The following is a 13,161-nucleotide window of genomic DNA, read 5'->3' on the forward strand; positions in this document are numbered from 1 at the left end:
ACGAGCCGACCGAGGATCCCAGCGGTGTACAGGCCGAGCGCGATGGCGCCCGGGAGGATGCCAGGAAACATCGCGAGCAGGGCGATGACGGCCCACACGGTCGGGGGAACGGAGCGCGCCACCAGCAGCAGGGCTCGGGCGGCGAACTGCCCCGCCAGTCGTGGCGCGCGCCACCAGGGCGGTGCGGCGGTGCCGGATGCGGTCGGGCGCATCCGGGTGGCGAACGGGCCAATGACGAGGGTGATGACCACGGCAAGGGCCATCGCCAGCACTGCCATGGCCACGGTGTCAAGGGTTGCGCCGACGAGCTCGGACCACCCTCCGGGAGGCAGCGCGGGAGGGAACATGTCGTCGAGGAGCCGCTCGGTCAGCTGCCGGGTCCGCGGAGACGTCAGGCCCGACCAGGACACACCCGACGCGAAGCAGGCGATGACCACCCCGCATACGGCCAGGACGGCCGACCACCGTGCCCAGCGGGAGTGGTTGGCGCGGCGGGACAGGGCCGTGCCGCCGCTCCAGTCCGAGCACGTCATCACGGCCAGGTCGGTGCGGACGCGCGAGCTCCAGACGTCGACGACGGCTGACATCAACAGGACAGCACCGACGAGGGTCCACACCTCGTCCCAGGACCGGGAGCGCAGGCTCACCACCAGCTCCTCGCCCAGTCCGCCGACCCCGACGACGCCGAGCACGACACTCGAGCGGATCGCACACTCGAATCGGTAGAAACTGTACGACAGCAGTAGCGGGACCGCGGGGGGCAGCAGGCCGTACGCCAGAGCCGGAAACGAGCGAGCACCGCTGGCTCGCATGGCGGTCAAGGGATGGGGCGAGACTCCGTCGAGGATCTGAGCGAACACGTTCGCCGTCTGGGCGCCGAACGGAATGGCGATGGCGAGCACCGCGACCAGCGGGTCAAGGCCAAGCACGCTGACGAAGAGCAGCGCCCAGATCAGCTCGTGGATGGACCGGGTGGCGACGAGCAACGCTCGTAGGAGGAACCGGACGGCGCCGACGACGGGCCCGGGGCGGCGCCGCCACGCGGCGTTGCTGAGCACCAGAGCACCCATCGCACCGATGGCCAGGGCACCCACCGTGCCCAGCGCGGCATACACGACGGTGACGAGCGAGGCGTGCAGGACAATGTTGAGGAAGTCGGGCGACGTGGCGGGATGGAGCGCGGCGCCGAGTAAGTTGCCGAGCAGGGGCAGCCCACCGGGGTTGACGATGGCTTGATCGGGGGGAGTCGAGCGGGCCAGGGCCCAGCCGACCGGCCCGATGACCGCGAGGACGCCGACGAGACGACGGATGCGGACGCTGGTCGCGCTGACTCGGTGGGGCGGGCGGCCCGGCCCGTCACGGGCAGCCTGGTCCGGGGGGCGGCGCAGGTCGACGGTCATCTCAGGGCGTAAAGCTCGTCGAGATGGCCGTCGTTGACGTCAGCCACCGCCCGGTCCAGGACGATCCGACCGTGCTGGAGACCGATGATCCGGGTGCAGTGCCGTCGCGCGAGCTCTGGCTGGTGGAGGCTGACAACCAGCGTCTGGTTCGGGCTGGCCGTGCGCAGCAGCTGGAGCACTTCGGCCGCGCGGGACGGGTCGAGGCTGGAGACGGGTTCGTCAGCCAGGACGAGCTCGGGGCACTGCACGAGGAGGCGGGCGATGGCGACGCGCTGACGTTCGCCACCGGAGAGCCGCTCGGTGCGTTCGTGCAGGGCGAACCCCAGCCCGACCCGATCGAGGGCGGAGACGACGACAGGGTCTGCTCGAGGAAAGGTGAGGGCGAGCAGCGCTCGGCCTGTGCTCCAGTCGCCCAGGCGGCCGGCGTTGACGTTGTGGAGCACGCGCACCTGGTCCACGAGGTCCAGCCGCTGGCTGATGGTGCCGATCCGCCGTTGTACCGACCTCAGCTGGGACGCGGACAGGCCGCCGAGGTCGGTGCCGAGCACCTCAACCGTCCCCGTGGTTGGAGCCAGCGAGCCGTTGAGCAGCCGCAGCAGGGTGCTCTTGCCCGCACCGCTTGGACCCAGCAGGGCGACGCGCTCGCCGGGGTGGACGGTCAGGTCGATGCCGTCGAGAGCGATCCGGTCGTTGAAGCGAGCCCCCGCGCCGCGCAGCCGCGCCGCCGCAACGCCCTGACTCATGCCAGCAGTCCCAGCGACTTCGCCACGGTCTCGATCTGGTTGTAGTTCGAGGTCTTCGTGGTGATGAACGACGTGGCCCCGAACAGGTCGAGGATGGCCTTGTCCTCGGGCACGCTGGCCTTCAGCCCGAGCAGCGCATCGGTGATCTTCGCGGTGGTGCCGGCGCCGTAGTTCTGGTCCAGGTCCGGCCGGGCCAGCCAGTGGTAGTCGGCGAAGCCGGGAGTGCGCCAAAGGACGACGACCTTGGAGATGTCGACCTTGCCGGCCTTCTGCGTGGACGTCCAGACCTGTTCGTTGACGGCACCGGTCTCGAAGCTGCCCGATGCGACGGCCTCGATCGTCGCGTCGTGGGAGCCGGAGAAGCCCGGCTTTCCCTTGAGGCGCGTCAGGTCCACGCCGCCCTGCTGCATGAAGTACTGCGGCATCAGGCGTCCTGACGTCGAGGTCTCGCTGCCGAACGTGAGCGAGTGTCCTTCCAACGCCTTGAGACCAGAGCCCTCGATGAACGCCTGGAGACCCGAGGACGAGTTGGCGATGAAGAGGCTGTGGAACGCCGCGTCGATGTCGCGCTGCGCGATTGCCGTCGCCCCGAAGACGCGGGCCCGGGCCTGGACTCCGGTCAGTCCACCCATCCAGGACATGCCGATGTCGCCGACCTCGAACGCGCGCACGACGGCGGCGTAGTCGGTGATCGGCTGGTACTTCACCTGGAGCCCGGTCACGCTCGAGAGCCTCGTCGCCAGCAACGGGTAGAGCCGGTTGAGCTTGGCCGGGTCCTGGTCGGGGATCGCGGAGATGACCAGCGGGCCGCCACCTCCGGCACCGGACCCGGCGGTCGTTGACGAGGCGGCGCCGGGCGACTCCGACGAGCAGGCGGCCAGGAGCAGCAGGCTCCCGGAGCCGAGGATGAGACTGCGGCGGGAGGTGCACATCAGGGGTCGCTCCAGATCTGGTCGCTGGGATGGCAGGTCCGGGCGAGCGAGTCGGTTCACCGGGACGGCTGCCGTCAGGCGCACCGGAAGACCTCACGGCCGGATCGGGTGGCGGCGTCCTGGACGGCCATCGTGTCCCGGACCACGCCGAAGACCTCCGCGAGGGGCAGCGGGGCGTCGGCGATGCGCATGTTCGGGTTCGTGACGGCGACGGGATGCCACCAGGCGCCGTCGGCGGTGATCGTGGGCTCGGGTTCCAGGGTGTCGATCGATACGTGGATCCCGGTGTCCGCGAAGCCTTCCTGAGCCACCGGTCGGATGATGCGGTCCGCCGGGTCGATCCCCTCGGCGTCGAGCCGGGTATGCAGCGCCCCGACGGTGGCCGGGTCCTCGTCGTACAACGTCGCGGCCACCCGCACGCGGAAACCCATCGACCGGGCCTCGCCGATGCCGGCTAGGGCCTTGGACCACGAACCGGCGCCGCGTTGGGCGTCGTGCAGCTGCGGCGTCGCCGAGTCCAGGCTGACCTGAAGCACGACGCCGCGGTCCATCGACTCCAGGGTCTGGCGCCGCGTGCCGCGCGCGAAGATCATCGCGTTCGTGAGAATCGTTCGATGAAGCCCGTCGGCTGCCTGCACCAGCTCTCCCAGCTGAGGATGCATGAACGGTTCCCCCCCGGTGAGGAAGACCTCGACCCCGCCGAGCGCCTGGAACTCGGAGAAGGCCTCCGCCGCCACCCCCGGGGTAAGTCGGCGTGCCTCCGCCTTCGGCGAGGACTGCGCGCAGCAGTAGGTGCAGGCCAGATTGCAGTCGAAGTTGGTATACACCCAGAGCCGCTGCCCGACCGGGGTCCGCGCCCCGAGCGTGAACATCGTGTCCGGCTGCGGGCGAACGACCTTGCGCACCGCGAACCACCACGGCCCGCCGTCCCCGTCAGCATGCAGGTCGACAACCTCGTGCCCGACCAGGTCGGCCCACACCGGCAGATCCGTGACGACCGAGGGTTCGGCACTGCGGACGCCGAGCAGATCCCCGTCGTCGAGCCGTCGCATAGCGCGGGTAATCAGCAGCAACAGCCCGCTGCCGCAGTCCATGTCACCGCCGTCCACCAGACGAGCCACGTCGCCGAGCGGTGTGGACGTCGGTGGGGTAACCATGCGTGCAAATCTAAGGGGTCGCCGGCGCGGATCCCCGCATACCGGACATGACGTGCCGCTTACGTGCCGCCCCCTGCACTGGGGCGGCGGTTATGGTCACCACATGAGCACAGACGCGAGCCCGCCCCAGCGGCCGTCCGACGCCGGAGCCCGGAAGAACTTCTGGGAGGGCGTCCATGACGCCAAGGACGTGGACGGCGTCTCGTGGTGGCAGTCAGTGCCAGGCCTGTCTCTGGGCCTGGTCGACGCCACCCACCTGGCCGCGGAGGAAGCCATCATCGACGTCGGCGCCGGGTGGTCGACGCTGGTCGACCATCTCGTCGACCGGGGTTTTCACGACCTGACGGCGATCGACCTCTCGGCCACCGCGCTTCAGACCGTGCGAGACCGTCTCGGCGACGCCGGGGCGGACGTCGTGCTCGAGGTCGCCGACGTCCTCGACCTCAGGCCCCGCCGGCGGTTCGCGCTGTGGCACGACCGCGCCGTCTTCCACTTCCTGACCGAGCCGGACGAGCGGGAGGACTACTTCGCGTCCCTCGAACGGTCCTTGCGTCCCGGCGGCTGGCTGGTGGTCGCAACCTTCGGTCCAGACGGTCCCGCGACCTGCAGTGGCCTGCCCATCGTGCGCTACACCCATGAGGAGCTCGCCGCCCAGTTCCCTGGCTACCAGGAGGTCGACCGCGCCGGGGAGGACCACGTCACGCCCTGGGGGAGCACGCAGCAGTTCACGGCGCTGCTCCTGCGCCGTCCGGCCCGCGCTTCCGGGTCCGGCGCCCAGGGCTGACCCGGGGCCGGTTCGCCAGCGGAGGCGAAGATGAGGCGTTCCCAGTCTCACGTCAGGGCAAAGCCGACGTGGTTCTCGTCCGGTGAGCGGGTGATGTCGCCAACCTCCGCCAGCAGCCGGCCGGCGCCGAAGGGGCCACGACGCGCACCGCCTGCTTGGATGCGCCGGCAAGAGCCGCTGTGGTGGTGCGGGCGGCTGGCGCGTCACGAGAACGAGTGCCCTCACCCCGCTGATCTGTGGGTTGCCCCCGAAGTAGCCCGCCAGAAGTTTGAGGGTGGCGGATTCTCGTGTCCTGCGCCAGTAATTCGTTAGTGAAGTTGCTGGATGGAGTATGCCGCGCACTGGACGCCCGAAAGCGTTGCTGGAGTTAGGTGTTGAGGAGCTGGCGCAGTTGTCTCGGTGGGTCGGCGGCGTCAGTCGTCCCAGGCGCTCCGACACCGGGGCACTTCTTGAGGCTGGCACCGTGTTTTCGGCCTGGTGGGGACAAAGTGGGGACAGGCGGTCCGACGTCCCACAAAGCCCTGGCGAGGCGAGCCTTCGTGAAGGCGGCGTTTGACCTGCGGTGATGCGCCTGCGGTGATGCGGTAGAGCTGTTCGGTCGGGCTGACAGGATTTGAACCTGCGACCCCTTGACCCCCAGTCAAGTGCGCTACCAAGCTGCGCCACAGCCCGTGGCTTGCCCTCCCAGTGGGGAGGAGAGCGAGTGGAACCTTAGCGCACGGCATACGGGCGGTCGAAATCGGGCGTCTCCCCCTAGCGGTGTCTGACGGTGAGGAGCAGGCTGGACCCACTCTGGAAGGAGTCTCACCATGAACGAACACCGCTGGGCAGACGCCCTCACCCACGTCGTGGCACGAACGCCCGAGACGGACGCGGCCGTCGACACCGACCAGGAGCGCGCCGACCACCACCGGGAGGTCAGCGACGACCTGCAGGCCGTGATCACCAGGGTGGGCGCCACCCACAAGGGCGACACCAAGGAGGTCATCCTCGCCAATCTCCAGCGCGCGCTCGAGGCATCTGGGCACTGGCCGCAGCCCCGGTCGTGGCTCGAGGCGGTCGCCGCTGACATGGAGGTCGGGCACCTCTACCGGTGCGGAACTGAGTGAGCCCCGACACACGTTGCGTAGTGACACCGCCCCCGACCGGGTGGTGACCGTCCGCGGCTCCTCCCACATGGGGCGGGACCGGACGGCTACCGAAGGAGTGTCATGGGATTCCTCGACAAGCTCTTGGGCAGGGAGCCCGCCGGCCCGCAGGCCACCTCGCAGGAGCAGCCCTCCCAGCATCAGCCCTATCGGCCTCAGGACGGGGACGGGTCCGCTGCCGGCGGACCGCAGTCCACCGATGAGCGAGCCATCGGCCGCTACCGGTACCTGCTGCGGACCGCTCCTCCGGAGGCCATCGAGAAGGTCCACGCCGAGGCGTTCGCGCAGCTCACCCCCGAGCAGCGGAGCCAGGTCCTGGGCCAGCTGAGCCAGGACCTGCCCGAGGCCGAGCGTCCGCGCAGCGACGACCCGCAGGAGATGGCTCGGGCCGCAACCCGCGCCGAGATGCGCCAGCCCGGCTACCTCCAGCAGTCCTTCGGCCGTGGGCAGATGGGCGGCGGTCGCATGGGCGGCGGCATGGGCATGGGCGGGATGATCGGCGGCTCCATGCTGGGAGGCATCGCCGGCGTCGTGGTCGGGTCGGCGATCGCCAGCAGTCTCTTCGGCGGTTACGACCAGTCCCCGGAGGCCGCCGAGGCGGGTGGCGCCTCGGACGGCTCTGGTGGGGACACCGGCGGCGACGGCTCCGGCGACGCAGGCGGGACGGACGCCAGTGGACAGGACGTCGGGTATGCCGATGCGGGGGGGAGCGACCCGGGCGCTGGTTTCGACTCCGGCGGGGGGTCGGACTTCGGCGGCGGCGACTTCGGCGGCGGGGACTTCTGACCCGACCCACCTGGCCGCGGCGGGGACTTCTGACCCGACCCAGCTGACCGCGGCGGCCCGGCATACCCTGCCCGGCCGCCGCACTCAGGTGTGCCGGGCTACTTCTTGTGGCGCTTCTCGCGGACCCGCACGGACACCTCGATCGGCGTGCCCTCGAAGCCGAACTCCTCACGCAGGCGCCGCTCGAGGAACCGACGGTAGCCCGCCTCGATGAACCCTGACGCGAAGATGACGAAACGCGGCGGGCGGGTCGAGGCCTGTGTCGCGAAGAGGATGCGGGGCTGCTTGCCACCACGGACCGGGTGGGGGTGCCCCGCGACGACCTCGCCGAAGAAGGCGTTGAGCCGACCGGTGGGCACCCGGTAGTCCCAGGAGTCCAGTGCGGTCTCGATGGCGGGGACGAGCCGGTCCATGTGACGGCCGGTCTTGGCCGAGATGTTGACGCGCGGAGCCCACGGGATCTGCACGAGATCGCGCTCGATCTCCCGTTCGAGGTAGTAGCGCCGCTCCTCGTCGAGGTTGTCCCACTTGTTGTAGGCGACGACGAGCGCTCGCCCCGAGTCGATGACCTGCTGGATGACCCGGACGTCCTGCTCGGCGATGCTCTCCTGCGAGTCGATGAGGACCACGGCGACCTCGGCCTTCTCCAGCGCGGTCTGGGTCCGCAGCGAGGCGTAGAAGTCGGCCCCGCGGGTCTGGTGCACGCGGCGCCGGATCCCGGCGGTGTCGACGAAGCGCCACGTCTTGCCCCCGAGGTCGATCAGCTCGTCGACCGGGTCCCGGGTGGTGCCCGCGACGGGGTCGACGACGACCCGCTCGGAGCCGGCGAGCTGGTTGAGCAGGCTCGACTTGCCGACGTTGGGCCGCCCAACGAGGGCCACCCGGCGTGGGCCGCCGCGGCGGTAGGCCTCACCCACCGCGGAGAAGTCGGGGAGCACCTCGAGCACCGCGTCAAGGACGTCACCGCTGCCACGCCCGTGGAGGGCGGAGACGGGGTAGGGCTGGCCCAGGCCGAGGTTCCACAACGCGGTGGCGTCGGACTCGAAACGTTGGTCGTCGACCTTGTTGGCCACGAGAATCACCGGCTTGCCGGCCCGGCGCAACAGCCGCACGACACCCTCGTCGGTGTCGGTCGCCCCAACGACGGCGTCGACGACGAACATCACGACGTCGGCGAGCTCGACGGCGATCTCGGCCTGCTCGGCGACGCGCAGGTGTATGCCGGATGCGTCGACCTCCCAGCCGCCGGTGTCGACGAGGGTGAACCGGCGCCCGGCCCACTCGGCCTCGTAGGCGACCCGGTCACGGGTCACCCCTGGCACGTCCTCGACGACGGCCTCGCGGCGGCCGAGGATGCGGTTGACGAGCGTCGACTTGCCCACGTTGGGCCGTCCCACGACGGCCACGACGGGCTGGGGGCCCGCGAGCTCGTTGCCGTCGGCGTCGAGGCCGTTGGACTCGAGCAGGTTGCGGTCCTCGTCACTGAGGTCGAAGTCGTCGAGTCCCGCCCGCAGGGCCCGCTCGACCGAGGCGTCGACCGGGACGTCGTCGACCAGGGGGTCCTTCGTCCGGACGTCGCGGGTGGGGTCGGTCGTGTCGCTCACAGGGTCCTCGTTCGGTCGATCAGTCAGGTGCTCCGGGCGTGGCTGCAGGAGGCCACAGCCACCCATTGTCCCTCAGTCGTCGAGGTCCTTCGTCACATCGGGCTCAGGCGTGGGCGCAGGGGACCGCCCGCACCACCGCGAGCACCGCCTCGACAGACCCGTCGAAGTCGAGGTGCGAGGTGTCCACCGTGACGACCCCGTCGGCGGCGCTGGTGAACTGCGAGACCGTGGAGTCGTCCCGGTCCCGGCGCACCACCTGGTCGTGGGTGGCGGCCATCGCCTGCGCGTCGGCCTCCCCGTGCAGCTCGGTCGCGCGACGAGCGAGTCGGGCCTCCTCGCTGGCGGTGAGGAGGATCCGCACGTCGGCGTCAGGCGCGACGACCGTGGTGATGTCGCGGCCCTCGACGACGCAGCCGCCCTTCTCCTCGGCCGTCTCGGTGATGAGGGCGCGTTGGCGCAGCCTGAGGATGGCCCGGACCCCGAGGTTGGTCGCGACCTGCGAGACGGCAGCCGAGATGCGCGTCTCACGGATGGCCTCGACCACGTCCACGCCGCCGACGACGACCGTGGGGGCGGACGGGTCGGAGCCGATCTCCAGCGGCAGGGCCTGGGCCGCTGCGCTGACGGACCGCTCGTCCTCGAGGTCGATCCCGCGCTCGAGACACCACCAGGTGACGGCGCGATACATGGCCCCGGTGTCGAGGTAACCGACCCCGAGCTCACGGGCCACGGCTCGCGACACGCTCGACTTGCCGGAGCCGGAGGGTCCGTCGATCGCGACGACGAGATCCTGGATGGGGCTCGAGCACATGGACGGACAGCCTAGAGGACGCCGACGGTCAGTCGTGAACGCGCCAACCACGCTCGTCGAGTGCCCGACGCAGGTGCTCGGCCGAGCCCGGGACGACCGACACCTCGGCCAGGCCGAAGGGCTGGCCGAGCCCGTGCTCGAGGTGGAGATCCTCGAGGTTGACCCCGGCCTCGCCCATGTCGGTGAAGAGCTGGCCGAGGGCGCCGGGGCGGTCCGGCACGACGACCACGACGACCGCGTATGCCGTGGGCGCCGCGCCGTGCTTGCCCGGGATCCGCGCGTGCCCGACGTTGCCGTTGCCGATGGCCCGGTTGACCACCTCGAGGGCCCCGACCCCGTCTGCGGTGTCGAGGGCGTCCAGGGCGGTGATGACCTCGTCGAGGTCCGTGCGCAGCTCACGCAGCACGTCGCGGACGGCTGCGGCATTGCCCGCGAGGATCTGGGTCCAGAGCCGGGGGTCGCTCGCTGCGATCCTGGTGACGTCCCGAAGCCCCTGCCCGGCCAGGGCAACGGCCGGGTCGCTGAGGTCGCGCAGCCGGCTCGCGACGAGGCTCGCGGCGAGCTGGGGCACGTGTGAGACGACCGCGACCGCGGCGTCGTGCTCGTGGGCCTGCATGACGCTGACCGCGGATCCTACGGCCCGGGCGATCTCCCGGACGGCGTCGACCGCTGCCGGGAGGCTGCGTGCGGTCGGGACGATGACCCAGGCCCGCCCCTCGAAGAGGTCGCCGCGCGCCGCCATCGCCCCGCTGCGCTCGCGGCCGGCCATCGGGTGCGACCCCACATAGCGCGCGAGGTCTCCCCCGGCCGCCCGGACGGCGTCGGCGACGGCACCCTTGACCGAGGCGACGTCGGTGACGAAGGCCTCCGGCCAACGTGTCAGCTCCGCCGAGATGACGTCGGCGGCGACGTCCGGCGGCGCCCCGACCACGACCACGTCGGGCTTTTCGGCGACGTCGCTCGCCAGCTCCCCCGCGCCGAGGTCACGCGCGAGGCGCATGGCCGTCGGTGACGGGTCGAGCAGTGACACTCGAAAACCTTTACGGGACAGGGCGATGCCAAGGCTGGCCCCGATGAGGCCAGTCCCGACGATGCGCACGTGCATGCTCACGGCGCCAAGGCTAGCGAGCGGGTGACCCGACCCGGAGCGGACCGCTCACAGGCCGGCCGCGGTGTAGAGCTTTCCGACCTCGTCGGCGCTGAGCTTGCGCGTCCGCCCCGACTTGAGGTCGTTCAGCCGGATCGGGCCGACCTGGGTCCGCACGAGGGTGATCACCGGGTGGCCCACCTCGTCGAGCATCCGGCGCACGACGTGTTTGCGCCCCTCGTGCAGGACCACCTCGACGAGCGCCCGGCCCGGTTGGGAGTCGACGACCTTGAAGGAGTCGACGGTGACCGGACCGTCCTCCAGCTCGATGCCCTCACGAAGCCGCTTGCCGAGGTCGCGGGGCACCGGTCCGGGGATCTGCGCGAGGTAGGTCTTCAGCACCCCGTATGCCGGGTGCTGCAGCCGGTGGGCCAGGTCACCGTCGTTGGTGAGCAGGAGCAGGCCCTCGGTGTCGGCGTCGAGACGTCCGACGTGGAAGAGCCGTTCTGGCCGGTTGGCGACGTAGTCGGCCAGCGAGACCCGGCCGAGGTCGTCGTTCATCGTCGAGACGACCCCGAGCGGCTTGTTGAAGGCGAGATGGACGCGCGACTCGTCGAGCTGCACCCGCACCCCGTCGACGTGCACGGTCTGCCGGGCGGCGTCGATCCGGACGCCGAGCTCCGTGATGACCTGACCGTCGACCTCCACCCGGCCGGCGGTGATGAGGTTCTCGCAGGTGCGCCGCGACCCGACACCGGCGGCCGCCATCAGCTTCTGGAGACGGACACCGTCAGGATCGTGCACGTCGACCGGTGCCGCCTCGGCACGCGGCGGCAGCTTGGTCGGCTGGCTGGCCTTGGTGGAGCCCGCGAACCGTGGGGACGTCGGGCCCTTGCGACCCTGACCCGAGCTGGTCGGGCCACCAGGACGCGGACGACCCGTGCCCGCGCCACCACGCCCGGCCCCACCCGCGCCACCACGTCCGACGCCACCCGGGCCACCACGGCCGGCACCAGGGGCGCCGCTGCGACCTGAGCCGCCGCCCGCACCAGCGCGCCCCGCGCCGCCGCTGGACCCACCACGGCTGCCGCTGCCGCCCGAGCGACCACTTCCTCCCGGCTGGCCGCTCATGACCGACCCTGCTCGGCGAGCTCGTCGAGCACGTCGACCTCCGGGAGGTAGGGAGCCAGCGCCGGCAGGTCGTCGAGCGACCTCAGCCCCATCCGCTGCAGGAAGTAGGAGGTCGTGCCGTAGAGGATGGCTCCACCGTCTCCCTGCTCGTCGAGCTCCTGGATGAGGTTGCGGTTCATCAGGGTCCGCACGACGCCGTCGACGTTGACCCCGCGCACGGCCCCGACCCGGGCCCGCGAGACGGGCTGGCGGTAGGCGACGACGGCGAGCGTCTCGAGCGCTGCCTGGGTGAGCTTGGCCTGCTGCCCGTCGATGAGGAACTTCTCGACCACCGGGGCGTAGTCGGGCCGACTGTACATCCGCCACCCTCCCCCGAGGCTGCGCACCGTGAAGCCGCGCCTGGACTGGGCGTAGTCCTCCTCGAGCGCCGCGAGCTGGGCGAGGACGTCCTCGACCGGCAGCTCCAGCGCCGCCGCGATCGTGACCTCGCTGACCGGCTCGTCGACGACCATGAGCACCGCCTCGATGGCGGACCGGACCCCGCCGGGGAAGGTGTGGACGTCGAAGGCGATCTGCTGCTCGCCCACCGTCTCTGTGCTCGTCTCCGCGCTCGTCTGCTCGCTGGGTGCGTCACTCATGCTGGCCTCCCGGCCTGTCGTGGTCCGTGGTCATGTCGCTGGTCTCGCCGGCTGGGGCGCCGGCCCCGTCCGCGGTGTCGCTCTCGTCGAACTCGTCGCTGACGACGAGCTCGCCGCCGTCCGCGCCGATCCACCGCACGGTGAGCTCGCCGAGGGCCTCCCCCTGCTCCAAGGTGATGGCGGCCTCCTTGAACAGCTCGAGGAGCGCCAGGAAGCGGGCGACGATGACCATCGTGGAGTCGGCGTCAGATACGAGCGCGCGGAACGAGCACGCGCGGTCACGGCGCAGCCGCTCGACGATCAGGCTCGCCTGCTCACGCACGCTGACCTGTGGCGCGTGCAGGTGCTCCAGGCCGACACCGGGAGGGACCTTGGGGGTGATGGCCCGGGCCGCCACCATGGCAAGCTGCTCGGGGGTCACGCCCATGACCAGCTCGGGGAGCAGGGCGGCGAAGTGGGGCTCGAGGCCGGCCTGCCGTGCGGTCATCCTGCCGGCCGTCGCCATCGAGGCGGCGAAGGCCTTGGCGATGTCCTTGAAGGCGCGGTACTGCAGCAGCCGGGCGAAGAGCAGGTCGCGCGCCTCGATGAGGGCGAGGTCCTCCTCGTCGTGGGGGCCGGTCTGTGGAAGCAGGCGGGAGGACTTGAGGTCGAGCAGTGTCGCGGCGATGAGCAGGAACTCGGACGCCTGCCCGAGGTCCCACTCGATGTCGCTGGCGCGGGCCGCCTTGAGGTGGGAGATGAACTCGTCAGTGACGCTTGCGAGGGCGATCTCGGTGATGTCGAGCTTGTGCTTGGAGATGAGGCCCAGCAGCAGGTCGAACGGTCCCTCGAAGACGTCGAGGTGCACCCGGAAGGGCACGGGGGCGCCCCGTCGGGTGATCACGCCCCCGGGAGCGACCCGATCGTCGACGCTCACGTCGACGGGCGAGGCGTCGGTCAT

Annotated in this window: 13 protein-coding genes and 1 tRNA gene; 3 read left to right on the forward strand and 11 right to left on the reverse strand. The window is 70.9% G+C overall.

Annotation, left to right across the window (positions count from 1 at the left end; all coding sequences use genetic code 11):
• From ACLL9L_RS18680 to ACLL9L_RS18695, 4 genes are all read right to left on the reverse strand, one after another.
• Positions 1-1,400, reverse strand: a 1,400-nt coding sequence (locus tag ACLL9L_RS18680) for a PhnE/PtxC family ABC transporter permease (RefSeq protein WP_411286158.1), incomplete at its 3' end; no start/stop codon positions are given.
• A complete protein-coding gene (locus tag ACLL9L_RS18685; protein ID WP_411286159.1) occupies positions 1,397-2,143 on the reverse strand; it encodes a phosphonate ABC transporter ATP-binding protein in 747 nt (248 codons plus the stop codon). The genes ACLL9L_RS18685 and ACLL9L_RS18680, both read right to left, overlap by 4 nt.
• Positions 2,140-3,075, reverse strand: a complete 936-nt coding sequence (locus ACLL9L_RS18690) for a putative selenate ABC transporter substrate-binding protein (RefSeq protein WP_411286160.1) — start codon at positions 3,073-3,075, stop codon at positions 2,140-2,142. Before ACLL9L_RS18690 ends, ACLL9L_RS18685 begins: the two co-directional genes overlap by 4 nt.
• 74 nt (positions 3,076-3,149) lie before the next feature.
• Entirely contained in the window at positions 3,150-4,232 is a 1,083-nt protein-coding gene (locus ACLL9L_RS18695) for a radical SAM protein (protein ID WP_411286161.1), read from the reverse strand.
• Positions 4,233-4,335: 103 nt separating this feature from the next.
• Between ACLL9L_RS18695 and ACLL9L_RS18700 the strand changes: the two genes are divergently transcribed.
• Complete coding sequence (locus ACLL9L_RS18700; RefSeq protein ID WP_411286162.1) at positions 4,336-5,016, forward strand: class I SAM-dependent methyltransferase; 681 nt, start codon at positions 4,336-4,338, stop codon at positions 5,014-5,016.
• 598 nt (positions 5,017-5,614) lie between these two features.
• On the opposite strand, the gene ACLL9L_RS18705 is transcribed toward ACLL9L_RS18700, so the two are convergent.
• Positions 5,615-5,688, reverse strand: a tRNA-Pro gene (locus ACLL9L_RS18705).
• 137 nt (positions 5,689-5,825) lie between these two features.
• On the opposite strand from ACLL9L_RS18705, the gene ACLL9L_RS18710 reads away from it, so the two are divergent.
• Entirely contained in the window at positions 5,826-6,125 is a 300-nt protein-coding gene (locus tag ACLL9L_RS18710; RefSeq protein WP_411286163.1) for a hypothetical protein, read from the forward strand.
• 102 nt (positions 6,126-6,227) lie between these two features.
• Entirely contained in the window at positions 6,228-6,950 is a 723-nt protein-coding gene (locus ACLL9L_RS18715) for a hypothetical protein (protein ID WP_411286164.1), read from the forward strand.
• Between the two features lie 98 nt (positions 6,951-7,048).
• Here the strand turns inward: ACLL9L_RS18715 and der are convergent, their stop codons facing one another.
• Genes der through ACLL9L_RS18745 form a run of 6 tightly spaced genes read right to left on the reverse strand, consistent with a single transcriptional unit; the run spans position 7,049 to position 13,161 of the window.
• On the reverse strand, positions 7,049-8,620 hold the full coding sequence (gene der, locus ACLL9L_RS18720) for a ribosome biogenesis GTPase Der (protein WP_411286165.1): 1,572 nt from the start codon (positions 8,618-8,620) through the stop codon (positions 7,049-7,051).
• A gap of 37 nt (positions 8,621-8,657) precedes the next feature.
• Positions 8,658-9,365: a (d)CMP kinase gene (cmk, locus tag ACLL9L_RS18725; protein ID WP_411286166.1), complete on the reverse strand. Its 708-nt coding sequence runs from the start codon at positions 9,363-9,365 to the stop codon at positions 8,658-8,660.
• Between the two features lie 28 nt (positions 9,366-9,393).
• Positions 9,394-10,470 (reverse strand): prephenate dehydrogenase, encoded by a 1,077-nt coding sequence (locus ACLL9L_RS18730; protein ID WP_411286198.1) that lies wholly within the window; start codon positions 10,468-10,470, stop codon positions 9,394-9,396.
• A gap of 51 nt (positions 10,471-10,521) precedes the next feature.
• On the reverse strand, positions 10,522-11,583 hold the full coding sequence (locus tag ACLL9L_RS18735; protein WP_411286167.1) for a pseudouridine synthase: 1,062 nt from the start codon (positions 11,581-11,583) through the stop codon (positions 10,522-10,524).
• Entirely contained in the window at positions 11,580-12,221 is a 642-nt protein-coding gene (gene scpB / locus ACLL9L_RS18740; protein WP_411286168.1) for an SMC-Scp complex subunit ScpB, read from the reverse strand. Before scpB ends, ACLL9L_RS18735 begins: the two co-directional genes overlap by 4 nt.
• A complete protein-coding gene (locus ACLL9L_RS18745) occupies positions 12,214-13,161 on the reverse strand; it encodes a segregation and condensation protein A (protein ID WP_411286169.1) in 948 nt (315 codons plus the stop codon). Before ACLL9L_RS18745 ends, scpB begins: the two co-directional genes overlap by 8 nt.

Source organism: Lapillicoccus sp., from assembly GCF_046595215.1.
Lineage (GTDB): Bacteria > Actinomycetota > Actinomycetes > Actinomycetales > Dermatophilaceae > Lapillicoccus.